Annotated in this window: 35 protein-coding genes, 1 pseudogene and 1 other annotated feature (1 of these 37 cut by a window edge); of the genes and pseudogenes, 13 read left to right on the top strand and 23 right to left on the bottom strand. The window is 31.6% G+C overall.

Annotated features, from left to right (window positions below):
• The first annotated feature begins 6 nt into the window (after nucleotides 1-6).
• The 3 genes from CM54_RS10205 to CM54_RS10195 all read left to right on the top strand — a co-directional run bounded on the left by CM54_RS10205 (nucleotide 7) and on the right by CM54_RS10195 (nucleotide 3,294).
• Nucleotides 7-675, top strand: coding sequence for a hypothetical protein (locus CM54_RS10205; RefSeq protein ID WP_023349907.1), 669 nt, complete (start codon nucleotides 7-9; stop codon nucleotides 673-675).
• A 116-nt stretch (nucleotides 676-791) separates the two neighbouring features.
• Entirely contained in the window at nucleotides 792-1,646 is an 855-nt protein-coding gene (locus CM54_RS10200; protein ID WP_037550936.1) for a hypothetical protein, read from the top strand.
• A 259-nt stretch (nucleotides 1,647-1,905) separates the two neighbouring features.
• Complete coding sequence (locus tag CM54_RS10195; RefSeq protein WP_023349909.1) at nucleotides 1,906-3,294, top strand: L-cystine transporter; 1,389 nt, start codon at nucleotides 1,906-1,908, stop codon at nucleotides 3,292-3,294.
• Nucleotides 3,295-3,352: 58 nt separating this feature from the next.
• On the opposite strand, the gene CM54_RS10190 is transcribed toward CM54_RS10195, so the two are convergent.
• Nucleotides 3,353-4,108, bottom strand: coding sequence for an NADPH-dependent oxidoreductase (locus CM54_RS10190; protein ID WP_030061281.1), 756 nt, complete (start codon nucleotides 4,106-4,108; stop codon nucleotides 3,353-3,355).
• Nucleotides 4,109-4,267: 159 nt separating this feature from the next.
• Between CM54_RS10190 and CM54_RS10185 the strand changes: the two genes are divergently transcribed.
• From CM54_RS10185 to CM54_RS10165, 5 genes are all read left to right on the top strand, one after another.
• Entirely contained in the window at nucleotides 4,268-5,047 is a 780-nt protein-coding gene (locus CM54_RS10185) for a 2-keto-4-pentenoate hydratase (protein ID WP_037550934.1), read from the top strand.
• A 446-nt stretch (nucleotides 5,048-5,493) separates the two neighbouring features.
• Nucleotides 5,494-6,063, top strand: coding sequence for an alkyl hydroperoxide reductase subunit C (gene ahpC, locus CM54_RS10180; protein WP_002434612.1), 570 nt, complete (start codon nucleotides 5,494-5,496; stop codon nucleotides 6,061-6,063).
• Nucleotides 6,064-6,077: 14 nt separating this feature from the next.
• Nucleotides 6,078-7,601, top strand: a complete 1,524-nt coding sequence (gene ahpF / locus CM54_RS10175) for an alkyl hydroperoxide reductase subunit F (RefSeq protein ID WP_037550932.1) — start codon at nucleotides 6,078-6,080, stop codon at nucleotides 7,599-7,601.
• Nucleotides 7,602-7,921: 320 nt separating this feature from the next.
• Nucleotides 7,922-8,548 (top strand): NDxxF motif lipoprotein, encoded by a 627-nt coding sequence (locus CM54_RS10170; RefSeq protein ID WP_002434599.1) that lies wholly within the window; start codon nucleotides 7,922-7,924, stop codon nucleotides 8,546-8,548.
• A 158-nt stretch (nucleotides 8,549-8,706) separates the two neighbouring features.
• Nucleotides 8,707-9,084: a hypothetical protein gene (locus CM54_RS10165; RefSeq protein WP_037550930.1), complete on the top strand. Its 378-nt coding sequence runs from the start codon at nucleotides 8,707-8,709 to the stop codon at nucleotides 9,082-9,084.
• 106 nt (nucleotides 9,085-9,190) lie between these two features.
• Here the strand turns inward: CM54_RS10165 and CM54_RS10160 are convergent, their stop codons facing one another.
• The 4 genes from CM54_RS10160 to CM54_RS10145 all read right to left on the bottom strand — a co-directional run bounded on the left by CM54_RS10160 (nucleotide 9,191) and on the right by CM54_RS10145 (nucleotide 12,041).
• A complete protein-coding gene (locus CM54_RS10160) occupies nucleotides 9,191-9,769 on the bottom strand; it encodes a histidine phosphatase family protein (protein WP_030061291.1) in 579 nt (192 codons plus the stop codon).
• A gap of 27 nt (nucleotides 9,770-9,796) precedes the next feature.
• A complete protein-coding gene (locus CM54_RS10155; protein ID WP_002434620.1) occupies nucleotides 9,797-10,429 on the bottom strand; it encodes a LysE family translocator in 633 nt (210 codons plus the stop codon).
• 340 nt (nucleotides 10,430-10,769) lie between these two features.
• Nucleotides 10,770-11,624, bottom strand: coding sequence for a patatin-like phospholipase family protein (locus CM54_RS10150; RefSeq protein WP_037550927.1), 855 nt, complete (start codon nucleotides 11,622-11,624; stop codon nucleotides 10,770-10,772).
• A gap of 162 nt (nucleotides 11,625-11,786) precedes the next feature.
• Nucleotides 11,787-12,041, bottom strand: a complete 255-nt coding sequence (locus CM54_RS10145; protein WP_002434433.1) for a GlsB/YeaQ/YmgE family stress response membrane protein — start codon at nucleotides 12,039-12,041, stop codon at nucleotides 11,787-11,789.
• A 301-nt stretch (nucleotides 12,042-12,342) separates the two neighbouring features.
• Here CM54_RS10145 and CM54_RS10140 point away from each other — a divergent pair, with 301 nt between their 5' ends.
• On the top strand, nucleotides 12,343-12,603 hold the full coding sequence (locus tag CM54_RS10140; protein ID WP_002434577.1) for a hypothetical protein: 261 nt from the start codon (nucleotides 12,343-12,345) through the stop codon (nucleotides 12,601-12,603).
• A gap of 3 nt (nucleotides 12,604-12,606) precedes the next feature.
• Here CM54_RS10140 and CM54_RS10135 read toward each other — a convergent pair whose 3' ends face one another.
• Nucleotides 12,607-13,356, bottom strand: coding sequence for an amidohydrolase family protein (locus CM54_RS10135; RefSeq protein WP_037550925.1), 750 nt, complete (start codon nucleotides 13,354-13,356; stop codon nucleotides 12,607-12,609).
• Nucleotides 13,357-13,512: 156 nt separating this feature from the next.
• Here CM54_RS10135 and CM54_RS10130 point away from each other — a divergent pair, with 156 nt between their 5' ends.
• Entirely contained in the window at nucleotides 13,513-13,770 is a 258-nt protein-coding gene (locus tag CM54_RS10130) for a helix-turn-helix domain-containing protein (RefSeq protein WP_002434565.1), read from the top strand.
• A gap of 70 nt (nucleotides 13,771-13,840) precedes the next feature.
• On the opposite strand, the gene CM54_RS10125 is transcribed toward CM54_RS10130, so the two are convergent.
• The 13 genes and pseudogenes from CM54_RS10125 to CM54_RS10070 form a co-directional block, all read right to left on the bottom strand.
• Nucleotides 13,841-14,194 (bottom strand): membrane protein, encoded by a 354-nt coding sequence (locus CM54_RS10125; RefSeq protein ID WP_037550923.1) that lies wholly within the window; start codon nucleotides 14,192-14,194, stop codon nucleotides 13,841-13,843.
• Between the two features lie 83 nt (nucleotides 14,195-14,277).
• A complete protein-coding gene (locus CM54_RS10120; RefSeq protein ID WP_227416286.1) occupies nucleotides 14,278-14,850 on the bottom strand; it encodes a DUF5067 domain-containing protein in 573 nt (190 codons plus the stop codon).
• Between the two features lie 127 nt (nucleotides 14,851-14,977).
• On the bottom strand, nucleotides 14,978-15,232 hold the full coding sequence (locus CM54_RS10115; protein WP_023349920.1) for a hypothetical protein: 255 nt from the start codon (nucleotides 15,230-15,232) through the stop codon (nucleotides 14,978-14,980).
• A 328-nt stretch (nucleotides 15,233-15,560) separates the two neighbouring features.
• Nucleotides 15,561-15,803 carry a 30S ribosomal protein S18 gene (gene rpsR, locus CM54_RS10110; RefSeq protein WP_001831354.1) on the bottom strand — a complete coding sequence of 81 codons (243 nt, stop codon included), beginning with the start codon at nucleotides 15,801-15,803 and terminating at the stop codon, nucleotides 15,561-15,563.
• Nucleotides 15,804-15,849: 46 nt separating this feature from the next.
• Nucleotides 15,850-16,359 (bottom strand): single-stranded DNA-binding protein, encoded by a 510-nt coding sequence (ssb, locus tag CM54_RS10105; protein WP_023349922.1) that lies wholly within the window; start codon nucleotides 16,357-16,359, stop codon nucleotides 15,850-15,852.
• Nucleotides 16,360-16,380: 21 nt separating this feature from the next.
• On the bottom strand, nucleotides 16,381-16,677 hold the full coding sequence (gene rpsF / locus CM54_RS10100; RefSeq protein ID WP_002445146.1) for a 30S ribosomal protein S6: 297 nt from the start codon (nucleotides 16,675-16,677) through the stop codon (nucleotides 16,381-16,383).
• A gap of 132 nt (nucleotides 16,678-16,809) precedes the next feature.
• Nucleotides 16,810-16,955, bottom strand: a pseudogene (locus CM54_RS12415) (recombinase family protein); the annotation flags it as partial.
• Nucleotides 16,956-17,090: 135 nt separating this feature from the next.
• A complete protein-coding gene (locus CM54_RS10095) occupies nucleotides 17,091-17,837 on the bottom strand; it encodes an HAD family hydrolase (RefSeq protein ID WP_023349924.1) in 747 nt (248 codons plus the stop codon).
• A gap of 3 nt (nucleotides 17,838-17,840) precedes the next feature.
• On the bottom strand, nucleotides 17,841-18,257 hold the full coding sequence (locus CM54_RS10090) for an NUDIX domain-containing protein (protein WP_023349925.1): 417 nt from the start codon (nucleotides 18,255-18,257) through the stop codon (nucleotides 17,841-17,843).
• Nucleotides 18,254-19,144: a DMT family transporter gene (locus tag CM54_RS10085; RefSeq protein WP_037550914.1), complete on the bottom strand. Its 891-nt coding sequence runs from the start codon at nucleotides 19,142-19,144 to the stop codon at nucleotides 18,254-18,256. Before CM54_RS10085 ends, CM54_RS10090 begins: the two co-directional genes overlap by 4 nt.
• Nucleotides 19,144-19,527, bottom strand: coding sequence for an NUDIX hydrolase (locus CM54_RS10080; RefSeq protein ID WP_037550912.1), 384 nt, complete (start codon nucleotides 19,525-19,527; stop codon nucleotides 19,144-19,146). Before CM54_RS10080 ends, CM54_RS10085 begins: the two co-directional genes overlap by 1 nt.
• Nucleotides 19,528-19,539: 12 nt before the next feature.
• Nucleotides 19,540-20,217 carry a hypothetical protein gene (locus tag CM54_RS10075; protein WP_002434477.1) on the bottom strand — a complete coding sequence of 226 codons (678 nt, stop codon included), beginning with the start codon at nucleotides 20,215-20,217 and terminating at the stop codon, nucleotides 19,540-19,542.
• 3 nt (nucleotides 20,218-20,220) lie between these two features.
• Complete coding sequence (locus tag CM54_RS10070; protein WP_231469448.1) at nucleotides 20,221-21,360, bottom strand: aminotransferase class V-fold PLP-dependent enzyme; 1,140 nt, start codon at nucleotides 21,358-21,360, stop codon at nucleotides 20,221-20,223.
• Between the two features lie 180 nt (nucleotides 21,361-21,540).
• Between CM54_RS10070 and CM54_RS10065 the strand changes: the two genes are divergently transcribed.
• From CM54_RS10065 to CM54_RS10055, 3 genes are all read left to right on the top strand, one after another.
• Nucleotides 21,541-21,870 carry a helix-turn-helix domain-containing protein gene (locus tag CM54_RS10065; RefSeq protein ID WP_037550908.1) on the top strand — a complete coding sequence of 110 codons (330 nt, stop codon included), beginning with the start codon at nucleotides 21,541-21,543 and terminating at the stop codon, nucleotides 21,868-21,870.
• 133 nt (nucleotides 21,871-22,003) lie between these two features.
• The gene (locus tag CM54_RS10060) at nucleotides 22,004-22,819 is read left to right on the top strand and encodes a GH25 family lysozyme (RefSeq protein ID WP_037550906.1); all 816 of its coding nucleotides are present in this window, start codon (nucleotides 22,004-22,006) and stop codon (nucleotides 22,817-22,819) included.
• Between the two features lie 78 nt (nucleotides 22,820-22,897).
• The gene (locus CM54_RS10055; protein ID WP_002434516.1) at nucleotides 22,898-23,089 is read left to right on the top strand and encodes a hypothetical protein; all 192 of its coding nucleotides are present in this window, start codon (nucleotides 22,898-22,900) and stop codon (nucleotides 23,087-23,089) included.
• Between the two features lie 133 nt (nucleotides 23,090-23,222).
• Here the strand turns inward: CM54_RS10055 and ychF are convergent, their stop codons facing one another.
• The 4 genes from ychF to CM54_RS10035 form a co-directional block, all read right to left on the bottom strand.
• Nucleotides 23,223-24,320 carry a redox-regulated ATPase YchF gene (ychF, locus tag CM54_RS10050; protein ID WP_002434081.1) on the bottom strand — a complete coding sequence of 366 codons (1,098 nt, stop codon included), beginning with the start codon at nucleotides 24,318-24,320 and terminating at the stop codon, nucleotides 23,223-23,225.
• An 11-nt stretch (nucleotides 24,321-24,331) separates the two neighbouring features.
• Nucleotides 24,332-24,535: a DUF951 domain-containing protein gene (locus CM54_RS10045; protein ID WP_002434463.1), complete on the bottom strand. Its 204-nt coding sequence runs from the start codon at nucleotides 24,533-24,535 to the stop codon at nucleotides 24,332-24,334.
• A gap of 20 nt (nucleotides 24,536-24,555) precedes the next feature.
• Nucleotides 24,556-25,437: a mechanosensitive ion channel family protein gene (locus CM54_RS10040; protein ID WP_002454411.1), complete on the bottom strand. Its 882-nt coding sequence runs from the start codon at nucleotides 25,435-25,437 to the stop codon at nucleotides 24,556-24,558.
• 103 nt (nucleotides 25,438-25,540) lie between these two features.
• A complete protein-coding gene (locus CM54_RS10035) occupies nucleotides 25,541-26,371 on the bottom strand; it encodes a ParB/RepB/Spo0J family partition protein (RefSeq protein WP_037550903.1) in 831 nt (276 codons plus the stop codon).
• 270 nt (nucleotides 26,372-26,641) lie between these two features.
• Nucleotides 26,642-26,970, top strand: a binding site (T-box leader); it runs 84 nt beyond the window's last position.

Raw genomic sequence — 26,970 nt, 5'->3', positions numbered from 1 at the left:
AGTGTTATGGAGTTTAAAACGATTCAAACCGCTAAAGATCCTTTATTTGAAAAAGCACTCCAATTATATGATGCAAAATTAGATATAAGTTTAAGTGAAGATAGTTCTATATTTAAACGTTCACTTGAAAATAACAAAACTGAAAATGACTATGCATTCGTTGTAGGTATAGAACATGACCAAGTGGTTAGCCTTGCTACAGCTCACTATGAAGCGACAACCAATGCCGCGTTTCTAATCTATTTAATCGCCCAAGATGGACCTAATCATGACGAGCTCATTACTTTAACGTTAGAGGAAGTCGAAAAACAACTTAATCTTTTATCCAACGAAGTTCATGATAGAGACATTAATTTTATTATGCTCGAAGTTCCAAAAGAACCAAAGACTGTTGATGATAAAACTGATAAAATTCTTGAACATCGAAGACAATTTCTTTATGAACATGAATTTGAAAAGCAAGAAGAAATTGACTACATTCACCCAAATTACGCCTTAAATGAAGAATCTAAAAAAGTTGACTTATTTATTAAAGCCAATATCGAACTCACGAAAGACATATACGGTACGAGTGTTAAATCAAATTACATTCTTAAATATGTCTTCGCTAATGGAATTTCACGCGATATTATTTATCCCCTTTTAGAAGAAATGAATTTAAGAACCCCTCTATAGAACGACTTGAAATCACAAGCGAGAAAGAGTAAACTATCATATGAGGTAAGACTGACGTTTCACTGACCGAAGACAAACGTCACTATACATAAACCAAATATGAAGGGACTTTTTCAATGTTAACCAAAGAATTTGCACAACGTGTCGAACTAAGTGAAAAACAAGTCCGTAAAATCGTACAACACTTAGAAGAACGTGGATATCAACTTAGTAAAACTGAATATCGTGGACGTGAAGCTACAGATTTTAAAGAAGAAGATATTGAATTATTTAGAGATATCGCTGATAAAGTAAAGCAAACTAATAGCTATGATTTAGCATTTGATGAACTTGAAAAAGAAAAAGATTTCTTACAAGTAATTGTAAAAGATGAAGATAGCCAATTACCTACTGACCAAAATGTTGCGCAGTTAGTTGAAGATTTACGTAGCGAAATTCAAAAAATGCGCGAAGAACGCCAAATGCTTGGCCAAATGATCAATCAAGTTCATCAACAACAGCAAGAACTTAAAGATTTACAAACTGAAATCACAAACAAAATTGATGCGAACACTGAATCTTTAAAAACTATTCAAACTTCACAAGAAGCTATTCAATCTTCTCAAGAGAAACAAGCAAAAGAAATCGAGAAGGCGAATACGCAATCTAGTGAAACTGTATCCTCACCATCATCAAGTGAGAATAAGGAGAAAGTTATTTCTGAAAGTGCATCATCTACTAAAAGTGAAAGCGCAAGCACATCTGACTCTCTCTCTACATCTCAATCAGAAAGTAGTAATTCATCAAACGGTAGTGCATCAAATTCTCAATCACCAAGTACCACTGTAAGTACTTCAGAACAACCAGAGTCAACTCATAGTGAATCTACTATTAACTCTAACTCAACAACATCGTCTCATTCACCTAACGAAATGAACACTCAACCTAGAGAAGAGAAAAAAGGATTCTTTGCGCGTTTATTTAATTTATAAATGAGCATACAACTTCTAAACACTTATCTGAGTATGTGTTAAATACACATATTTAGGTAAGTGTTTTTTAAATCACCGTGTTTCATCGCAACTACCCACACCCTACTCTACACATTCTCTTTTATTTAATTATTCAGAAAATTATTTCTATATTATTTTCATAAAAAATGAATTCAACTACCTTGAATTCTATAATCGCGAGTAATATCCTTATTATATATGTCGGAATACTATATTTTAGAACAAAGGAGTATACATTATGGAAGCATTCTTCACTATTATTAACGTAGTAGTGTTAATTATTTTCATTATTATGTTAAACATAATGGCTAGAAAACATGTTTCATTTCCTAAACGTGTATTTACCGCTTTAGGTATAGGGATTGTATTAGGAATAGCTTTACATCTTATATTCGGAGCAGAATCGAAGGTATTAAAACAATCCACAGATTGGTTTAGTATCGTGGGCGATGGCTATGTTGCCTTACTTCAAATGATTGTAATGCCACTGATCTTCGTTTCAATTGTGGCAGCTTTCAGTAAAATTCAGATTGGAGATAAATTTGCTAAAATTGGGACATTCATTTTTATGTTTTTAATTGGCACTGTAGCCATTGCAGCTATTGTCGGCATCATTTACGCATTAATCTTTGGACTTGATGCTTCTTCAATCGATTTAGGTAGTGCAGAACATTCTCGCGGTACTGAAATTAGTAAGCAAGCTAAAGATTTAACTGCAAACACGTTACCTCAACAAGTTCTTGAATTACTGCCAAGTAATCCATTCTTGGACTTTACAGGTCAACGTACGACATCAACTATCGCAGTTGTCATTTTTGCAACTTTCGTCGGTTTTGCATATTTACGTGTTGCACGCAAAGAACCAGAGTATGGAAATCTGTTAAAACGCGGCATTGAAGCTGTATACTCAATCGTTATGGCCATTGTAACTTTCGTTTTAAGATTAACGCCATACGGTATACTAGCAATTATGGCTTCTACATTAGCAACCAGTGACTTTGCGGCAATCTGGACTTTAGGAAAATTCTTACTCGCATCTTATGCTGCTTTAATCACAATGTATCTCATACATTTAATCATTTTAGGAGTATTAGGTGTTAATCCAGTTAGATATGTTAAGAAAACTTTAGAAGTACTAATCTTTGCTTTTACTTCTCGCTCAAGCGCGGGTTCTCTGCCATTAAATATCCAAACCCAAACACAACGTCTAGGTGTACCTGAAGGTATCGCAAACTTCTCAGCTACATTTGGTTTATCTATAGGACAAAACGGTTGCGCGGGAATTTACCCAGCTATGCTAGCAATCATGGTTGCGCCTGTGGCACATGTACACATTGATTTTCAATTTGTCATTACGCTAATAGCTGTTGTTATCATTAGTTCATTTGGTGTTGCAGGTGTTGGTGGCGGCGCTACATTCGCTTCCATCTTAGTACTATCTACGTTAAACTTACCTGTGGCACTTGCAGGTGTACTCATTTCTATTGAACCGCTCATAGATATGGGGCGTACTGCATTGAACGTGAATGATTCAATCTTAGCTGGTACAGGTACTGCACGCTTAACAAAAAATTGGGATAAACAAACATTTGAATCTAATAATTATGGGGAATTATCTTCAAACTGATTTGAACAATAAGTAAGACGCACTCACAACTAAGTGGGTGCGTCTTTTTTTATTTGCATTAACGTTTTATAAATCCAGCTTTATTAAGTTGGTCTAGCATATCTAGCCTAGTTTTTCTTCCTAAGAAAGATTCAATTTGTTCGGTCCAAGTTTCAGTTCTTTCGCCATTTGTACGTTCTTTATAATAATCACTAACCACTTGGTCATATTCATCTAATTCACGACGTTGTTTATCATTACTTGCATCGTAACTATTTTTGTGGAAAATGTGTTCAAATGGTAAACGTGGTTTAGGCTCACCATCTTCATCCTCAGCGGGTTCTCCTACAGCCATACCAAATAGAGGGAACGTATAGTCAGGTAAGTCTAAAATTTCACGAACACGACCTACATCATTACGTAGGGAACCTAAATAAACGATACCGTAACCCATATCTTCAGCTGCTACAGCCATATTCTCAGATACAAGAGCCACATCAATCGTGCCTACTAATAAGCCTTCAGCTGAACCGTATGAGACTTCCATATCTGAATCCACTTTTTCATTTACTAAACTATGACGGTAATAATCTAGAACGAAGACGAATAAATAACCATTATCTAACACATAAGGTTGCCCTGAAACTTCTTTTAAATTTTCTTTAATTTCGGGATCATCAACACCTATAATTGAGTAAGTCTGAAGATAACTAGAAGTTGATGCGCCTTGTCCAGCCTCAACTAATTTCTTCACAGTATCATCACTAAGAGGACTATCTTTGAACTTTCTTACTGAATGATGCTTACGCATTAAGTCGTATACATAATCTGACACACTAATCACTCCTAATAAATTTATACACATATAATAAATCCTAATTTGTCTTTAAATATTCTATACCCTGAACAAAGGACTTTTAAATTTATTTGCACACAGCTTATTTAAAAGTTATCATAATAGTATTAATTTTCAGATATTTTAAGGAGAGATATCATGACTCAAGCTAATAAAAATATTTCAAATGCCCTTTTCAATTCTTTTAAAAATAAAAAACCTATTGATTTTGTAAGCGAAAATTATAATATCACTGAGGAAGAAGCTTATTTAACTCAAGATGATTTAATAGAACAGCTAAAATTTAAAGATCGTACACATATTGCCGGATACAAAGTGAGTATGACGAGCGCTACAACTCAAGCTATTGCTCATACTAATGAGCCTGCTTATGGCACTATTTTATCAGATAAAATAGTAAATAATGGTGACGCTGTCTCACTTTCTTCATTATTTTCTCCATTATTAGAACCAGAAATTATGTTTATTGCAAAAGAAGACTTACCTTATGATGCAGATTTACAAACAATTATTCTTAATACTGAAATCGCTGCCGGCATTGAGATACCAGACGCAAGATATAAAGATTGGTTCCCGAATTTCACTCTTGGTGATTTAATTTGCGATGATACTGCAACTGGATTGATTGTTGTAGGAAATAAAGTAGATCCTTTAGATATAGACGCATTTGCGCATGTACAATTGAATTTATATAAAGATGAAGAATTAATTGCTACAGGTGACTCATCTGAAGTATTAGGTAACCCTCTCATTGCTGTACTTTGGCTTATTAAAAAGTTACATTCCCACGGTAAACAAATAAAAAAGGGACAAGTCATTTCTTCAGGAACATTCATCTCTCCGCTTAAATTAGAGTATGGTACGTATCGTGCAGAATATAGTGGAATAGGTACCGTAGAGTTTAAGGTTTCTAAATAAAACTAAACCAAATAGAGTTAAATTCAAAATAGTAACAGTTATTTTGAATTTAGCTCTATTTTATTTATATAAACTGTCATAAAAGAAAATTGAGGGTACAGATGTTATCATTATTGTATAGATGTAATAAAATTACACTCTATTATCAATGAAACATGTTTAGTTGAGAATGGTATGTGTTATTTATGGTATAAGAAGTGGTTGAAAAAGAATATTACATTCGATAAATTAAGCTTCTTATCACTTTATATTTCGCATTGTTCATCTCTAACATGACGCTATATAAAGGCTATTGTTATTCATTTTCTCAATTAAAAAGTTTCTAAAGTTGACTATTTAGATTGTAGATGTGATAATACTTATCAAGAGATTAGAATTATTATAAACAAACAATTATTGTTAACTAATTCTAATTTATACTTAAAAATTTCAGGAGGTATTTACCTATGTCTTTAATTAACAAAGAAATCTTACCTTTCACAGCGCAAGCTTATGATCCAAAAAATGATGAATTTAAAGAAATTTCTCAAGAAGATTTTAAAGGTTCTTGGAGTGTAGTATGCTTCTATCCTGCTGACTTCTCTTTCGTATGTCCTACAGAATTAGAAGATTTACAAAACCAATATGATAAATTACAAGAATTAGGTGTCAACGTATTCTCAGTATCAACTGATACTCACTTTGTACACAAAGCTTGGCATGATCATTCAGATGCAATCAGCAAAATCCAATATCAAATGATTGGTGACCCATCTCAAACAATCACTCGTAACTTCGATGTATTAGATGAAGAAGTTGGTTTAGCTCAACGTGGTACATTCATCATCGATCCTGATGGTGTAGTTCAAGCAGCTGAAATCAACGCTGACGGTATCGGTCGTGACGCTAGTACATTAGTTAACAAAATTAAAGCCGCTCAATATGTACGTCAACATCCAGGCGAAGTTTGCCCAGCTAAATGGGAAGAAGGTTCTGAATCATTACAACCTGGTTTAGACTTAGTAGGTAAAATCTAAGGAGGCATTAAAAAATGCTTAATGCTGATTTAAAGCAACAATTAAAACAATTATTAGAGCTAATGGAAGGCGACGTTGAGTTCGTCGCTAGCCTTGGCTCAGATGATAAATCTAAAGAACTTAAAGAGTTACTAGATGAAATTGCTGATATGTCAGCACGCATCACTGTAACTGAAAAAGATTTAAAACGTACACCAAGTTTCTCTGTAAATCGCCCAGGTGAAGAAACAGGTGTTACATTCGCAGGTATTCCATTAGGTCATGAGTTTAACTCACTTGTATTAGCGATATTACAAGTAAGTGGCCGTGCTCCTAAAGAAAAACAATCTGTGATTGACCAAATTAAAGGTCTAGAAGGGCCATTTCATTTCGAAACTTTCGTTAGTTTAACTTGTCAAAAATGCCCTGACGTTGTTCAAGCATTGAATTTGATGAGTGTTATTAATCCTAACATTACGCATACTATGATTGATGGCGCAGTTTTCCGTGAGGAGTCTGAAGACATCATGGCTGTACCAGCTGTCTTCTTAGATGGTCAAGAGTTCGGTAATGGCCGTATGACTATTCAAGATATTTTAACTAAATTGGGAAGCACTCAAGATGCTTCTGAATTTAATGATAAAGACCCTTATGATGTTCTAATCGTAGGTGGTGGTCCTGCAAGCGGTAGTGCTGCTATCTATACTGCACGTAAAGGACTACGTACAGGTATTGTTGCTGACCGTATTGGTGGTCAAGTTAATGATACTGCTGGAATTGAAAACTTTATTACTGTTAAAGAAACAACAGGTTCTGAGTTTTCTTCTAACCTTGAAGATCATATCTCACAATATGACATTGATACGATGACAGGTATCCGTGCTACTAATATCGAGAAAACTGATTCAGCAATTAAAGTTACTTTAGAAAATGATGCTGTACTAGAAAGTAAAACTGTGATTATTTCTACAGGTGCAAGTTGGCGAAAACTTAATATTCCTGGTGAAGATCGCCTTATTAATAAAGGTGTAGCATTCTGCCCTCACTGTGACGGCCCTCTATTTGAAAATAAAGATGTCGCAGTTATCGGTGGCGGTAACTCTGGCGTTGAAGCAGCTATCGATTTAGCAGGAATTGTTAAGCATGTTACTGTATTTGAATATTCATCTGAATTAAAAGCAGATAATGTCTTACAAGATCGTTTACGTTCTTTATCAAATGTTGATATTAAAACGAACGCTAGAACTACTGAAGTTCTTGGTGAAGACCATGTTACCGGTATTAGTTATGAAGATTTAAATAGCGGTGAATCTCAAGTAGTAAATCTTGATGGTATTTTCGTTCAAATCGGTTTAGTTCCTAACACTGCATGGCTACAAGATGCTATTGAACTAAACGGACGTGGCGAAATAGTCATCGATCGTGATAACGCGACAAACGTTCCTGGTGTATTCGCAGCAGGTGACGTGACAGATCAGAAGAATAAACAAATTATTATTTCAATGGGTGCTGGCGCTAACGCTGCGTTAAATGCATTCGATTATATTATCAGAAACTAAATGATAATTATTTACCTATCATAATATCTTCACACTAAAAGAGCCTTAATTGTTAAGGCTCTTTTGATTCAAACTGTTGGCAAAGTATCAGACTTTGTCGGCAGTTTTTTATATTCAATTAATATTGTAACGATGTAGTTTTATATCATTGGATCAGAATAGTGAAAATGATTTTATACACGACACAAAATAGTCATACATCACTATGAATTGTAGTTCTTAAACATTCAAATATTTTTTCATAAATGATACTCTATAATGTGTGTAATAACTAAAAATAATACTTAATTATAGAGATGTTAAAGGAGTTCCATCATATTATGAAAAAAAGAGTAATTTTAAGTTTACTAATTGTGCTCGCCTTGGTACTTTCAGCTTGTTCAAATCAAAGCGAGGATGATAATGACCAAAATAGTCATAGTAGTACTCATGCACCTAAAAAAGCTAAAAATATGAAAGAAAAAGACATTTTCTCCTCTAATAAAAAGGGACAAAAAATAAGTGAGTCTGAAATGAAAAGTGCTCTTAAAACATATTTACAAGCTAATAGCGATATTCTTGATAATAAATACGTAATGCAACATAAGTTAGATAAACAAAGTGATAGTAGCCCTAAAATCACTAAATCTCAGGCAAACAAATTAAGCGAATTATCTAATTTAGCTGTTAAAAATGATTTACGTTTCAAAAAATTTGTTAAAAACAATCACATTCCACAAGAATATAAAGATCCAACACAACGTATTATCAACTATTTCAACGCTTTAAATAGTACAATTGCAAATGTTGATGAAGATATTGAAGAATTAAATTACCAACCTCAAAATTCAATCAATGTCGTTGACGTACCTACTAAATATGCAGGTGACGTCAATAAAAAACAACAAGATAAAATCACTAAATTCCTCGATAAAAAAGGAATTAACACTGAAGTATTTAATAAGTAATCAATTAAAAATACCTCTATTTGATGAGATTTAACATCAAATAGAGGTATTGCTTTTTAACCTTTGACAGCGCTAACAATTTACTTCACACTAATAGTGTCTAATGTATTTATTGTATAGAAACTAAAAATTTTACAAATTTTATTAGGAGTGACTCGATGAAACTACGTGTAAGTTTTATAATTCTAGCGATACTAGGATCAATTGGCGCGATTTTAACACTTGCTAAGTATCCGAGCGGTCCAAATACTATTAATTATGACGAGCCTTGGCAAATAATCACTGCTATCGTTACTCTATTAGTGAGTGCTTTACCAGCTTTAATATTAGGATTCTTCAATAATTTAGTATGTAGAATCGTATCGGCAATAATACAAATTTTTGCATTAATGCTTTGGTTCATCTTAGCCGTAGTCACTTTTTTAACAGGGTATATACAACCTGGTTTAATGAGTGGTTTAACAGTCGTTTTGATACTAGTAAGTACTATTATCACACTTTCTGTGGGCTACAAAAAGACACAGTCTTATGCATAATTATAAACTTTAAATATTGATTATTAAGACACCCATCAGTCTTATTTCCTAAAAAATAGTGAATGGATATAAGAGGATTTAGCCTACTCATATCCACTCACTATTTTTATTTATGAACTAAATATGGATAACAGTTCTTAATCTCGGCATCTAAAGCATCTTCTTTATTGAGTTCACCTAAATAAACTAATATACATCTTATAACTACTTGATGAGCAATTATAACTATATTTTCATCGTCATGATTTAACTCCTCATTAAAGAAGTGCTCAATACGTTCATAAACATCTTGATAGCTTTCACCCTCAGGTGCTTTTTGACTAAAGCTATGTCGAAAGTCTTTAAACTCTGGGTCATTGAAGTATCTTTCGTATTCTACATCTTCACTAACCTCTTGTTTATTTTTCCCTTCAAATACACCTAATGAACGTTCTCTCAACGATTTAGTGAACGTTGTAGGTATATTATATGGAAAGATACCCTCATATGTTTGTTGTGTTCTCAACAAATCAGAGACATAAACATGTTCAATCTTCTTATTAGTAAAATAAGTGACTAAATCTTGCGCACTTTGCATACCTTTTTCAGTTAAAGGAACGTCTAATTGGCCACAAAAATATGGTTTACCATGTTTATTATCATAATTGGACTGAGATTCACCATGTCGTACAAGATAGATATTCATTTTATAATACTCCTTAAAATTATATGATTAACTACTTTTACTTAGTAGTAAATTAATTGATAAACCAATTAATACGATTCCAACTACATAGTCAAAAACCACTTTGAACTTAGGTTTACTAAATAATAGTTTAATATATTGGAAAATAAACACACAGAATAAAAACCATAAACATGTAACAAGTACTACTGATAAAGATAAAACAGCTACTTCTGATTTTACTTGAATACCTCCATTTGAGAGAAATTGAGGTAAAATACTCACGTAAAATAATAATGCTTTAGGATTTAAACTTGTACTAAGAAAACCTTGTCGATAAGATGTTAAATAACTTACATTTCTTACATCTGCCAACGCTTCCTTACTAAAATTCATTGTACTATGCGCGCTTCTAATACTTTGAATTCCTAAATAAATAAGATAACAAGCACCTAATATTTTAATAATTAAAAAGACGTAATATAAACTAGTCAATATGTATATAATGCCGAAAATTGCTAAAGAAGAATAAAGAATATGTCCTGTAGTAATTCCTAATGCTGCTACAATCCCATTCATTTTACTAGAATTAATTGTATTTTTCATCACAATTAAAAAATCAGGACCTGGCACAATGATAATCAGTAACGTAATAATAATGAATGAAAATAGTCCTTCCATACGCGTACCCTCCTTGATGTCGTTTTATACATTAACAATTATTACATACAAAAAATCATAATGTAAGACCTCCCTAAGACATCCCTGAAGTTCTATAATTGTGAAATTTTAGAAAAAACTCCATTTTCAATATCTTATCTCAAATTGCTATTTTGCGAATTTGATTTATAGTTTTAAAAGAATTTAAAAAATTATTATTGTCAGATAAATGTGAATCATGATACTATTAGAGTGTAGTTAGTAGTAACTACAAAGTCTTTTATATTCATGAACATAATACTCCTGGATGGCGTAACCCAGCGCCATCCTCTTTTTTTGTCTAAAATCTAATAAATCATTATTATAAATTTTTTAGAAACTCTTTCACTTTATTTGAATCTGCAAGTCCTTGTTCTCTGGATGCTGCTGCAATTACTTTTCTAATACTTGGGTCAACTGGATTATTACCCATTTCATTAAACTTAGCTACTACACTAGCATTCGGTATTAATGACAATACTTGTTTGCCTTCTTGTATTAATTGATCAACTTGCTGCTTTAAACTTATAGGCGTATCTACTTGGACATTAGGTGAAAGAATAATTACTTTCTCAGTCTCAGTAGCTAAATCTGCATTTTCCATTGAATAGGATCCGCCATCTAAATATTGTTTACCGTCAATCGTAGTAGGAGGCCATACTCCTGGAAGTGAAGAACTTGCACTTAAAGCTTGATGGATATTTATATTATCTTCTTGCTTCCAAGTCTTTCTACGTACAGTTTCAATATCAGTACCAGTAATTATTAAATTATCTCCCCATTGGATATCACCTATACGTTCTTTTATTCTTTTAATATGTTCATCTTCTGTTACAGCTACTTGGTATGTTTTCGCAAATTCACACAATTTCTCAACCCAGTCATCTCCATTAGTAGCTTCTTTAGTTATACGTTCATATTCATCGAATACTTCTCCCATATTAGGGTTAGGATTCACTTCATTAATTTCTTCATCAATTTGTTCATTCCAAATCTCTTCCCAAGTTTTATTTGATGCGATTACAGCACCTACTTGTGAACCCGCTGAAGTTCCAATAATTTGTTCAGAAAGTCTTAGCTCAATTCCTTGATCAGCTAATCCTTTTAGTAAACCAATTTCCCAGGCAATACCATATTGGCCACCGCCACCTAATACTAAAGTGATTTGTTCAGACATTTGAGCAACCTCCTTATTTGATCTTATAGTATATTTTACCCTGGGACACATCCTATCATTCGAACAATTGTTAATGATGTTGGGTATGCAAGATATATAAATTTAAGCAATAAAAAAGATGACCCCTTAATGAGGTCATCTCATGTAACTTATCTTTATTGTTTATTTCTTTTTGAATAAACGTAAAACTAATGAAATTAAAAAGATTAAAATAATTGAACCAAGTAACGCTGGGAAGATGTGAATTTTACCTAATTGTGGACCCCAATGTCCAAGAATTGCAGTACCTACCCATGAACCTACGATACCTGCGATAATATTACCTAAGATTCCGCCTGGGATATCTTTACCCATGATTAAGCCGGCAATCCAACCAATGATACCACCGACAATGATCATACCTATTAATCCAAACATAATGATTGTCTCCTTTACTTAATAATTATTTATCCAATAGTAATTGATACCCTTCGACAGATTTATTAAACAAATTTACGAAAAAAATTTATTTTAATTTAAAAAAGAAACATTTATTATCTACTTTCAATAGAAAAAAACACTTACTTTTAAAGTATTTATGCATCGTAAAAATACTAAGTATATTTTAATAGTAACATTGTAAAATTGCCTTCATGACAACAATAATTTGTATGTTAAAATATTTGAGTAATATTTGCTTAGCGCTCATAAAACTCTTATTTTAGGAGGTTTACGTCATTTGAATAGTAAATTGAACATACTCAAATTTTTAAATAAATTTTTCCAAATTATAGGTTTCTTATCAGTCATTACAATTTTATTAATCATTACATTTAATTTTTTCATTTATGGCCATCTGGAAGGTAATTTTGAAATAGGATTTAACATTAAAAGTAAACAAATCTATATTATGACTACGTTAATTATCTTAATTATAGTTTGTACTATTGCTTCTCTAATCATTAGAAAAATTGAATATAAAAAAGAAAAAAATCAATGATTACTACTTTGTAATCCTATAAAAATGCATCGCATTTTTGTAAAAGATCTTTTCTTGTTCTTCTTTAGAGAAGTTTTTCTCAATCAGTTCAATGTCTGACTTCTCAAATGGACGTTTTGCTCGAGTAGATGGTAAGTCTGTGCCAAACATAATCGCGTTAGAATTAATTTCCATCAGTGCTTTAAGAGTTTGTAAAGGATCAACCTCTATAAGACCGAAACCTGTCGCTTTTACATAAACCCCATTACGAACTAAATCTTTTAAATCTTCAAAGCCTTCTTTAGTAAGCCCAAGATGGTCTATTGAAACTTGAGGCAATTCTAAAATAATATCTTTAATTTCACCCAATTTTTTTGTTTCAATATAGAGCTCAGTATGCCATCCCACTAAATCATAGACACGCTTTGCAAAAGATTTAAGATGTCTTAAATCTTCCGAACCTCCTCTTTTTACATTAAACCTTACTCCTCGTACTCCTAATTCGTTTAATTTTATGATTTTTTCATCAGACGTTTCTACAGGTAGTTGAGTTGTACCTACAAAGTGTCCTTTTAAACGTTTAAGTGCATGTATTAAATAATTTTGATCGAATCCTTGGAATGAGCCAGAGACAATTACACCACCATCGATCCCTAGATCTTTTTGCCATATTTCATAATCTTCTTCTTTAAATTCTGGAGGCATATGACCATTATTTTCTTTTACAGGATAATCAAAATTAATAATATGAAAATGTGAATCAAAAATTTTCATTCTAGCACCCCCTAATTTTTTATTTTATTAATTTATTACCACAAAAATTAAATATAACGACACATTTAGATTTAATATCACATTGAAAGCTCATTTTTATAATTATAGAATAAAAATACACCAAGATGATATCAGCAAGAATTGGAGTTGTTTCATATGAATTTACATATTCTATATAATTTAAGAACTAAACGCCATTTAGAAATTGAGGAATTAGCCCAACAGTTAAATGAGAAATACGGAACGCACTACGAAGCTCATCAAATTTGGGAGTGGGAAAATCACTACCACGAACCTAAATTTAAAGATGCATTGCATTTAGCTGATTTCTTCAACGCTCCATATCAAATGTTTCTTGAAAGTAAAGTTAAAGAGTATCAAAAGCATTTAGATGATGTGGATATTAGAATGTAGCACGCGATACAAAAAGAAAAGCTAAGATAGTACGTTTCAGTATAATAAACGTATTACCTTAGCTTTTTTATCATTTCTTTCCTTGATTTAATATTTTAACCCCAGTAACAATGCTTATAATCAAACAGATTAAAGCTAAAATACCAAAGATAATTCCAACAATTAAACTAATAATGCAAACTGCATCAGGATGCGCATGAGCACCATTATGTGCATATTTAGCATTATTAAAAGCACTTTTCATTATCCAAACAAATATAGTCCATGAAATATGATTAATTAATGAATTTTTACCATATTTTGAGATTGGTTTATCAGCGAATATCCATACGCAAAATGGAAATAGCAACGGCGCGAATAAGATACTAAAATAACTTAAAGCCGCAAGTAATTTTTGATTTTTAGTCATTTCAATATTGTTCATTTCAATCACCTCTACAAAACTTATTAAAACACAAACAATTGCCTTTAATAACCTTCATAGCGATATCTTTCAGTAGTGTAAGTTTATCGATTGGAAAGTTGATTTAAATCAACTGTTTTAAGTTCTGAAATAGGGTAATCTTGTTCAGCTAATATCTTACCTTCATAACCTCGTTTCGCTTGCAGAACAACCTTTTGGGCATTATTAAGGTGATAAATTACCATTCCTTTACGCGTCTCACCTTTTTCTATTTTTTCATCATTCTTAGTAAGCCATTTTCTATAGTGATACAAATGCTTTGTATTCTTTCTCATCTCTAAGGGTTTATCGTTTTGTAAAACTCTAAAACCTTTCTCCCAAGAGTTTTTTACAGTTACACTGTATTTATCAGATTTACTCTTCACTTTGTATTGAATAGCTAAATCAGTAACATTATTACGAGGATCCCTTAGTATGAAAATCCTTTTGATTTTAATTATCTGTTTATCGAGAACCAATTTATTATTCTTAAATTGCACAATATTATTATTTAACATCTTATGTACTAATTTATTTTCACTTTTAACCTCATCTTTTTGAGCTTTACTCTTATCGCAAGAAACACCAAACAGACATAATATTAAGATAGTAGCAAGAATTCTTTTCAATACACTCACCCATAAAAATTAATAATTATATTATACTATAATATTTTACTTCATTTGGTGCAGGCAGGTATTTACTTAGGAGGAAAATCTAAATTCTTACTCCTGCTCTCCATAATCAAATCATTATTTTATTTCTCTATTCATCATCGTCATCATCGAAGAATACATCATAAATAAGTTCAATAATCGTTATAACCAAACCTAAAATAACTATAGCGTTAGCAGTTTTGTTATCAAAAATATGTATAAAATCAATTTTACTTATTATATTAAAAAACCATCCATGTCTATCATTATTTATATTAAAATAATCAAAGACAAAAGCCACAACAAACGTGACCACTAAATTGATAAATAAATTTTTTAGAACTTCCTTTAAATTATATTCCATCGTAAGACTCCTTTGTTTATTTAATACCGTCAATACTTAACTTATCATAAACAAAGTAAATTGATATAAAAAATCAAAAAATTGCCTATACTAATATAAATTACTAATCTAGTTATATATTTAACGAAAAGATATACTTATTACTAAATAGTGGGGCGCATCTGCGCGGAGTGTACTTGAGGTTAACTGTTGTGACGGTTGCCTTTTTTTATGCTCAAAATTTCAAAAACTCTTAAATTATGCCCTTTAACTGCCCTTTTTCTAAAATTTAAAGCACAAAAATAACCCCGTAAGCCTATGCCTACGGGGTTTAACAATAAACTATATATTATTGTTCTTCTTTTACATATGGTAATAAAGCCATATGACGAGCACGTTTAATAGCTGTAGTCAACATACGTTGATATTTAGCTGAAGTGCCTGTTACACGACGTGGTAAGATTTTACCGCGTTCAGAGATAAAACGTTTTAATAATTCAGTGTCTTTATAGTCGATGTGTGTAATACCATTTGCTGTAAAATAGCAAACTTTTTTACGACGACGTCCGCCTCTTCTTGGTCCACCTGCCATGGTTAACTGCCTCCTTTGACTTATTTTTCGTTTTTATACGTTCATTTTAGAATGGTAAATCATCATCACTAATATCGATTGGGCCATTAGCATTTGCAAATGGGTTGTCTGATTGATTAGCGTTTGATGAATTATTGTTATTGTAAGACGTATTTTGTCCTGATTGTTGACCACCGAATCCTTGACCATAGTCTTGGAAATCGTTGTTTTGTGAACGTTGGCCACCTTGTTGTGAATTCTTAGGTTCAAGGAATTGAACACTATCACATACAACTTCAGTAACAAAAATACGACGACCTTCTTGATTTTCATAACTACGCGACTGTATGCGACCATCAACGCCAGCTAAACTACCTTTAGATAAGTAGTTATTAACATTTTCAGCTTGTCTTCTAAAGACAACACAGTTAATGAAATCAGCTTCGCGTTCCCCTTGAGCATTCGTGAAAGTACGATTAACTGCTAGAGTAAATGTCGCTACACTTACGCCTGAGGGAGTGGTTCTGTATTCTGGATCTTTCGTTAAACGACCTACTAATACAACTCTATTTAACATTTAAACGCCCCCGTCCAATTATTACTTATCTTGGTCTTCGCGGATAACGATGTAACGGATGATATCGTCATTGATTTTAGCTAGACGTTGGAATTCGTCTGTAGCTTTATTGTTATCTGTTTTAATACGTACGATGTTATAGAAACCTTCTTTGAAATCATTGATTTCATAAGCTAGGCGACGTTTACCCCAGTCTTTTTCTTCTAAAACTTCTGATCCTTCTGAAGCTAAGATACCGTTAAAACGCTCAACTAAAGCTTTTTTAGCATCTTCTTCAATGTTAGGACGTACGATATACATAATTTCATATGTTCTCATAGTTTATTTGCACCTCCTTATGGTCTATGCGGCTTATCAACATATATGTGATAAGCAAGGAATAATTTTCATTACTCACAATCCAGAATTATAGCACAGAGTATTACTTTTTACAATTCATTTTATAATGATTCTCTCGTTAAGTTCATTAACTAATGTGATTAAATCCTCCATATTACATCCTAGTCTATCTAATCTCCAAAAATAATAGTATCTCTTGATCTCGCAATTTCAATTGCTTTATCTAAACTAGGTCTTTTACTTTTTGAACCACTCATAAGGTTTTTTTGTGATCATAGATTTTTGTTGAGTTTTTGAACACACAAATATATATACAATTCTTATTTATTTCGATATAGAAAGAGAGTGTATAGAAAATGGTTATTTTCAGTACACTCCTTTTTTATATGATACTAGTTATTAATTGTAAAATCTTTATATTCATCATTAAGGAGCTTTTTTAGTAGAACTTCTATATTATCTTCGCAACCACAAAGACCATTCTTTTTATATAATTCTGTATCTTTATCAGAATTAGTTAACCAAATGGCAGCCATATTAACATCTAATGCTCCCAAGATGTCATTTTTAAAAGAATCTCCTATAAACAAGCACTCTTCAGGATTAACGTTTAGATTAGAGGTGACATTTAAAAATGCTTTAGGGTCCGGCTTTTCATAACCTATATTCTGAGATATAAAAATATTCTTTTCGAATATTGATCTAATATCGAGGTTATCAATTTTAGTGTTCTGTTCTTTAAGCTTACCATTGGTAAGGATGGCGATGTTTACATTTCCTTTCAAGGACAAAAGCAAATCATTTATTTTTCTATTAACAGTTATACTAGACAGCAATTTAGTAAAAAAGGATTGGAAATACTTATTAGCTTCTGCATGAGAAATATCTATATCAAAATGTTTTAAAGTTTTAATTAATCTTAACTCTCGCAATTCATCTAAGGTAATAATCCCTTCATCATGCTGTTTCCAAAAATATAAATCATATTTCTTATATAATTTCATAAAGTCACTATACTCTATGTCTTTAAATAACGTATATTCTTCAAAAGTATCTTTATTAGCTTTTATCCATAAATTATTAAAAGAAAATAGCGTATTATCTAAATCAAAAATAACCAATTTCACTTTTCTAGCCATTACTCACACGCCTTTTAAAATGTATGAAGATTGTTTTAAAATATGGTATAAATTACCATTGCCTGCAAAAATATCAAGATCATTAAAGTTGCTTTGAAGGCCTATCCAATAAAGTGGTTGTTCATAATTTGCAGGTGGTATATAGTTTTTATTTAGTATACCAGAATAAACATATATCTGCTGTTTGTCTTGATAATATGTTATATCCATTATTGGATGCAATATCACATCATCGCATGTTAGGGATATCTCTTCTAACATTTCCCTATATACACTAGACTTAATACTTTCACTTTCTTCAACCTTTCCGCCTATCAAATTATACATATTTTTAAAAGGTGGATTAATTCTTTTACACATTAAGATATTTTTGAAGTTTCTATCAAAAATTGGAATTAGATTGGTCTTTTGCAATATCATCCATCCTTTTTATTAATTGAATATTCTTCATATACTAACCAAATGATTGATACTAGAGTAATGATAAGGCCTAAAATTTTCATGAAATTTGGAAGTGGTCCCCAGAGAATCCATGAAATTATCATAGCTACAGGTAACTCTATAGTAGTTAAAGTTGCCATACTAATTGAACTGACTCTTTTTGTTGAAAACATAAGTAATTCAAATGTTATAATCTGACCTAAAATAGCTATTGTAGTCCCATAAAAAATGACGTTGGTTTTTAAAAGAGAGAACTCCTGAATATAAAAAATACTACAAAATAAAGCTGTAATTACTGCTATTGCAAATATATATACCTTTATAAATCCATGATTGGTTGTTTTAGGTAATGTAAACATATTTGTTGCAAATGATACTCCAGCAAACAAGCCCCATAAGCACCCTAGGAAACTTATTTGTGTAATATTAGTACCAATTAAAATAAAGGAGCCAATCCAAAGCATTATAATAGAAAGAATGTGTTTATAATTAAATCTTTCTTTGTTAAAGATCACACCTAACAAAAATAATATCCATGGAAATTGGAATAAACCTAGTGATGCTATGCTTGGATTAGTTAATTTAATCGATGAATAATAGCAAATACCTGTTAGCGCTGTAGTAATACCAGCAATATAGTTAAATGGATTTTTTAAAATATTAGGTGTAAAACTTTTATAAGTTGGATTAGAAACTAAATATCGGATTATAAAATATACTAAACCTATTACTAATTGATATAGTATTATATTGATAGTTTCTACACCATTTACATTAGCCATTTTGACTATATTAGAATTAAAACCAAATGAAATTCCAACGAACAAAGCAGCTATTCCACCGATAACAGAAGGTTTTTTAGACATTAAAACTCGCCTCTTAATTTTGGAATTACAAATTTAGCAATGCCACTACCTATTTCAGTGTTACAGTTTGCATGAATAGGTATCCATTTCACATTATGAATCTCATTATCTGGATGTGGTTCGCCGTTTATTTCAGTGATATATGTTCTTAAAAATAACTTTTCATTTTCTAACATAGAAATATCTTCATAATCACCAAAAAATTCCATTTTTGAAATAGTTACATTTAGCTCTTCTCTCAATTCCCTTGATAACGCTTCAATGTCATTTTCTGTCCCTTCATATTTACCGCCAGGTAACATATAAAAATTGGGTGCTTTCTTTTTACTAACGGATAAAATACAATCATTTTTTATAATGACAGCAGCAACTTTTTTAATCATAAAAAAGACTCCTTAATATTGGTAATTTTGCATTAAATCTTTTGTTTTTGTCATAAAATTCACGTGTTCTTCACATATGTCTAATTTATCTTTAATGTACTCTCCGACTACTTCTTCCGTTGGTTCACTGAAAGCATCACCAAATATAGAAACACCTTCTAAAGATTTAGAAGATAATCCAAATGTCATAAGAGCATATTTAACATCGTCTTGATCTCCAAAGTTATAAATAGGACACTCGTAATCAATACCATATTTAGCTTCAAATTCTCTAAATAATTCTATTGCAACATTCTTTTGCTCAGCTAAATCTTCTTGATAACCTACACAACCATCAACTATTTTTTTAATACCGTGTTCTAAACAATATACTGTCGCAGCTGCATGTATAGCTAATTTATCGCCTAAAAGCACTAGATTTATACCCCATCTTTTGAAATCGGCTTCTAAATTTTTTATTGCAATACTTCTAAACAGTCCATATGTAGGTAAAATTGTTCTCCCTACAATATTATTTGGAAATCTTTCAATCAATTCTTTAACCCTCATTTCTGAAAGTTCACTTTTTATGCCAATACCACTATTACAAGTTATTAAATGTACTTCTTTATCTTGTAGGGATTCCAAACAAGCAACTAAAGAAGAATCTCTTCCACCAGTAAATAAAATAGCAACTTTTTCTCTTTCCATTATTCATTCCTCCATATATTCTTTAATTTTTTTTAGTAAAAATTGAATGTCCTCTTCATTATTTATAAAACTTAAAGATACCCTTATGGCATTAATATCTACGATATCTTTAGTGAAAATAGAAAAAAACTCTAAATGCTCTTTCAATGCCTTACAGTTAATGTTTTCTGGGAAAGTTAAAGTACAAATATTATAATTGTTGTCTGTAACAATACTTATATTAGCAATATCGGAAACTAAACATTTCATATAATTATTTAAACTTTGCGTTTTAATGTAAACGCTTTCAATTTTTCTCGAACTAGTTAAATATTTTAAAACATTATTCATACCATAAACACTAGGTCTAAACATAGTTCCTAGTTCCCATCTTTGTCCATTGTCTTGAATGCTATAATCGTTATAATCATTAAAGTGTTCAAAGGTTGAAATTCCAGAAAATATAATATCTAAATCTTTTTGGATATTTTTTCGAACAAATAAAAAACCTAATCCTTCAGGCCCATAAAGCCATTTATGAGCAGGAAAACAATAAAAATCTGCATTAATATTATGTAGATTTACAGGATATGATCCTGCAGCTTGAGCACCATCTACTAGTACTTTTATCCCTCTACGATGTGCAATATCTATAACTTCTTTAATAGGTACTACTTCTCCTGTCTTCCAAAATATATGAGATATAACTATCATTTTAGTTTTACAGGTAATTAGGTCTTCTAGTTCCTTGATATTAAATCTTTGTTTTACTTTATACTCTTTGATTACTACGCTTTTTTTGTTTTTCAAATTTATTAAAGGAGATATACTTGCAAGATGTTCCATAGAAGTTGTTATTATTTCATCTCCAGTATTAAATTTCATACCATTAAGAACTATATTAAGGCCAAACGTAGTATTATCAGTAATGGTTATTTCCTCACTATAAGCACCAATTAAATCGGCTATCTGTTCTCGTAAATGAGATAATTGTACATTAAACTTTTTTCTTGATCCTTTTCTTGATCGTCCGTAATAAAATTCATTTTTTATTTCTTTTATCATTTTACATTTTAATTCTTTAATTAATATAGATAATTCACCTGTATTAAAATAAAGATTATTTTTTATAAAATTTCCTCCTTTTAAAATAAATAATAACACAAAAAGAAATATTTTACACATTTTCTAGAAATAGTTCATTTTGTGTTCACTTTTATGTCAACAAGTATTAGAAACATTAATATGGTAAATCGATGTATGTAAGAAATTTATTTGTTATTTTACTCATTTATCGCATTATTAACTTTTAAGTATAAAAAATTAATTTATGAAGATACTGAAATGAGTAAGAATTTATCTAATTTTAATGAAGAGGTATGTAAAAAAGCTATGCATAGATATTATAAAATTGAACCTTATTTTAAACGATTAGAATCAGTGAAAGAAATTAGTGAGTCAACTAAAGTCCCTATTCGTGCGCTTTATAATTGGATTAATAGATACAATAGCGATGGGGTTACAGGTCTCATAGATAAAGCAAGAAGTAATAAGTATCGAATAAATACAGATGAAGATATTAAGAATGAATATTTCAGTACATCCTCTTTACATCCCTGCTCATTTCGAATAATAAATTTTTATAAAATTAAGAACTTTTTATGTTCCGTATAACTTAATATTTAAACATTACAAATCGTACTAAATGCGTTGTTGCGAATTGAGTTTAATTGTTATAGCATAAAAATTACATTTTACATATAATTGTACGTAATTTCTAAATTCTCAATAAAAAAGGAGCACATTTATGTTAAAGAAGGTTACATACTCGATAATTTCATTTTCAATGTTAGCGACAAGTTTGAGCATGGTTAACGCAAATGCAGAGGAATCTTCTAAAAGTCAGTCAACAAGTGAAAAAGGAACAATGGGTTATGGCTACCAACAATATTTAAAGAAACATCCTAATCAAAAAAGTAACGCAACACAAAATCGTTCAACGTTCTCAACTAAATCTAGATCAGCTGTAACTAACACTGGAGAGAGAGTATTAGATATTTCAGAATGGCAAGGTAATTTAACTGACGCTCAAGTTAAAAAACTCAAGAAAAATTATGACTTCATCATTATACGCGGCCAGTATGGTTCAGAATATGTAGATCAATGTTTAGAGCACAATTCAGCTTTATTAGACAAAAATAATATGAAATTCGGTGTTTATTCTTATAGTATGTATGAGAATGCTGATGACGCGCGTTATGAAGCAAGAACTTTATACAATCGTGCTCCAAAAGCTTCATTCTATATTAATGACTATGAACAATCTTCAGTAACGAGTGGCGATGAGAATACAGCTACTCAAGCTTGGGCAAATCAAATGAGACAACTTGCAGGAAACAAAAAAATACTCTTCTATTCTTATGAAAACTTTATGGTAAATCACGTTGCAAATGCAGTGAGTTCGTATGATGGCTACTGGTTAGCATCTTATCAAGCTGAAGAACCTACACGTGAAAAAGTTTTATGGCAATATACTGATAGTTATTATTCACCTGAGTTAGACCAAAACGTAGATGCCAATTACCTTGATAGCAATGTTGATGCTTCTTGGTTCACATCTTAAAATTAATACGAACATAGTCGAACAAAAACACTTCACTTTTACGAACATTCGTTCTATAATATAGGTGAGGTGTTTAGCATGAAATTAAATTTAGATTGGAATAAAGATTTCCAAGAATTTCAAGATATCTTAAATTGTGGTATTCACCCTGAATGGCTTTATTGTGCTAAGGCAAATATGGTCCTTGAACCTGCATATACTGGCGAAGGAAAGCAATTCTTTAGCACTCAAGATATAATCGAAGCAAGTGAAGTAATTCCATTTTTTTAAGAATTTGGAAATTCAAATATAAAAGCAATGTAGTTGAGTCACTTAGCCACTTTGAGCATACTAAACTACATTGCTTCTTTTTTTATAAAAAAGAGCCATCTCCTAATGAGATAGCTCCATAATATTTATTCAATTATACATTAAAGCGGAAGTGTACGATGTCTCCATCCTTCATAATGTACTCTTTACCTTCTAAGCGTTGTTTACCCGCTTCTTTAGCGCCATTTTCGCCACCGTGTTCAACATAATCTTCATAACTAGTAACTTCGGCACGTATAAATCCACGCTCAAAGTCAGTATGAATAATACCTGCACATTGTGGTGCTGTCATACCTTGTCTAAATGTCCATGCACGAACTTCTTGGACACCAGCTGTAAAGTAAGTAGATAAGCCTAATAAGTCATAAGTAGTTCGAATTAAACGATCTAAACCAGGTTCTTCAATACCTAGATCTTCTAAGAACATTTCTTTATCTTCATCATCTAATGTTGCGATTTCTTCTTCAATTTTGGCACTAATCACAATGACTTCAGAATCTTCTTTTTCAGCATATTCGCGAATTGCTTTAACTTTATCGTTATCTTCATCGCCAATTTCATCTTCACCAACATTAGCGATATATAACATTTTCTTAGAAGTTAATAATTGTGCTTGATTTACCCATTTTTGGTCATCTTCATTGAAATCAATACTTCTAACCGGTTTACCATCTTCTAACGCTTCTTTAATTCTAGTCAAGATGCGTAACTCCATCTCAGCTGTTTTATCCTTTTGACGAGCCATTTTTTCAATTTTAGGTAAGCGTTTATCAACAGATTCTAAATCTGCTAATACCAATTCCATATTGATTACTTCAATGTCATCTAGAGGATTCACTCGACCAGATACATGCGTTACATTTTCATCGTCAAATGCACGAACAACCTGGCATATCGCATCTACTTCACGGATATGGGATAAGAATTTATTTCCTAACCCTTCGCCTTTAGAGGCACCTTTCACGATACCTGCAATATCTGTAAATTCAAATGTAGTAGGAATTGTTTTTTTAGGTTGTACCATTTCTTCTAATTTAAATAAACGTGAATCTGGTACTTCTACGATTCCCACGTTCGGATCAATCGTAGCAAATGGATAGTTTGCTGCTAATGCACCAGCTTTAGTAATTGCATTAAATAGGGTAGATTTACCTACGTTAGGTAAGCCTACGATACCTGCTGTTAAAGCCATTAATCATTCTCCTAACTTTCTTCGTCTTGATGAGATTCAAGAACTTTTTTCAATTTTTTATTAAACGTCTGACGTGGAATCATAATGCTACGCTGACAATTTTCACATTTAATTCTTATATCAGCACCCATTCTTATAATTTTAAAGCGATTTGTTCCACATGCATGTTGTTTTTTCATTTCTACTATATCATTTATTCCGTAATTTGACGTCATAAAATGACCTCCAATGATAATTAGCTTTTACTTTGCTCTTCACTGTACTGAGTGAAGAGAGGTTGTGGCATGCGTATGCCTTCTTGAATAAACATTTTTTGTGCTTCTTTTCTAATAATACGTGCACCTGAGGCACCTTCGCCAGGAATTGTCTCGGCAGAAATACGAATCGTTGCTTTATTATTCTCTAATGCATCAATACCTTCAACCACTGGATCACTAACAAATAAATAATACTTACTACGTAATGAAGTAAATAATTTATTTAATTTCTTCTCAACTTGGTCTAAATTCTCATCAACTGAGACTGGAAGTTCCACAATAGATGTGCCGTTAGTAATTGAGAAATTAGTTATCTCTCCCATGCTACCATTTGGCAAAATCGTCAATTCACCAGAAATAGTGTTGATACGCGTAGATCTCAAACCAATAGACTTAACTGTACCTTCTGCTACAGTTGTTCCACCGCTATTGATTTTAACATAATCTCCAACATCAAATTGATTCTCAAATATAATAAAGAAACCTGTAATGATGTCTTTGACAATCGTTTGAGCACCGAAACCTACTGCAACTCCGACCACACCAGCACTGGCGATAATTCCTTCAACACTTATACCAAATTTACTTAAAATGGTAGTAATCACAATAAACCATACGATATATTTTACTACGTTTTGTACTAGTGACACGAGTGTCTTAGAACGTTTCTTATTTCCTTTTTTACTTTTATTTTGTATTTTAAAAGCTTGTTCAATGACTTTATTTAAAATCGCTATAACGATGAGTGCGACAATGATATAAATCAAAATCATAATAATTTTTATGACAAGATTTTCATAAGTCTCTACTTTAGTTAAAGGTTCAAATAAAGAAGATAAAATATGCTTTACTTGGTTCATAAATGTATTACCTCCTTTTCAAATTTTCCATAATTCCCATATTATAACTTAAAAAATACAGTTTTAATCAGTCTACAGTTTTAAAAATAACTTTATAACTTCACTACTTTCTATTCAATTGCTGAATAATTCTTTTAAACTCGTCTTCTGATTTAAATTCAAACGTGATTTTTCCAATATTTTTAGACGTGGAAATTTCAACTTTGGAACCATACTGCTCTTTAAGTAACCTTTCCTGTTGTTGAATAAATTTCGGTTTTTTATTGTTCGCTTGCTTTGATTTTGCATTCGACTCGCCTTCTTGTAAATATGTATTTACATATTGCTCAAGTTGTCGTACGCTCCAAGACTCCCGGACGGCTTCTTTACCTACCTTTTTCATTAAAGCTTCGTCCTTTAAGGATAATAAGGTGCGGCCATGTGCACCAGAGAGCTCTCCCTCTCTAACCATCTTCATAATGGCGGATGGAAGATGGAGTAATCTAAGCATATTCGCAATATAAGGACGTGATTTACCTAATCTACGAGCAACTTCTTGCTGCGTAATCTTTAAATCCGACATTAATTTTTTATAACTTTCAGCCTCTTCAATCGCATTTAAATCTTCACGTTGTAAATTTTCAATAATTGCGAGCTCCATCATATCTTCATCAGATAACTTTTTAACTATCGCAGGAATACTTTCTAACCCAACGATTTGTGAAGCTCTAAAGCGTCGCTCACCCACTACAATATAATATCCTTGTATGGTTTCTCTTATTACAATAGGTTGAAGGATTCCATGTTGTTGAATAGATTTAGCTAAATCTTGCAATTTATCCTCATCAAAGGTCTTACGCGGTTGGTAAGGATTAGGCTTGATTAAATCTATAGCTACATGTTGAACTTGCTCATCTCTCTCGAGTTGCAAGCGCTGATCATCATTTTGCGTCATATTTTCACATCTTTCTATAAATGATTAACAATTTTTTGCAACACATCATTTCTTAACACTTATTATTTTAAAAATTTCACTCTTGTAGTACAAGCTTTAGTAAATGATTATACTAACTCAAATGAAATTTTTTCAATAACGCGAAACTCTATGTTAAAAGTATTCGTCGCACTTATAAGTAAACTGTTTAATCTAAATTTTCAGAAAAGTTGTTGACAAATCATTTTCTACTCTGTAATCTAAGTATTAACAATTACAAAACGAAACATTTTACACACTATAAAAAGGAAAGTAGAACTTACACTGCTTTTACAGAGAGTCTTCGTTAGCTGAGAGAAGGTATTGAAAGAAAGTTTGAAAATGGCCTTGGAGTGTTGATGCCAATATGAGGTATCAACGGGTTCGCCCGTTATAGCGATACAGTATTAACATTGTAGTTGAATGGCGTACTGGAATTCATTACCACCGTCACAACGTATCGTTAATACTCATTTAATCTTCCTAAGACTAAATGAGTTTTTTATTTGGCTCAATGATTTAACATAACGATAATGCTTGTGATTGAAGTTGACACTTCCAAAAATAGACGCTGTTTAAAC

It is taken from the genome of Staphylococcus sp. TE8 (assembly GCF_000692055.1).
Classification (GTDB): Bacteria; Bacillota; Bacilli; order Staphylococcales; family Staphylococcaceae; genus Staphylococcus; species Staphylococcus capitis.
Note: the sequence above shows the minus strand (reverse complement) of the source record. Positions and strands in the feature narration are given on the sequence as shown.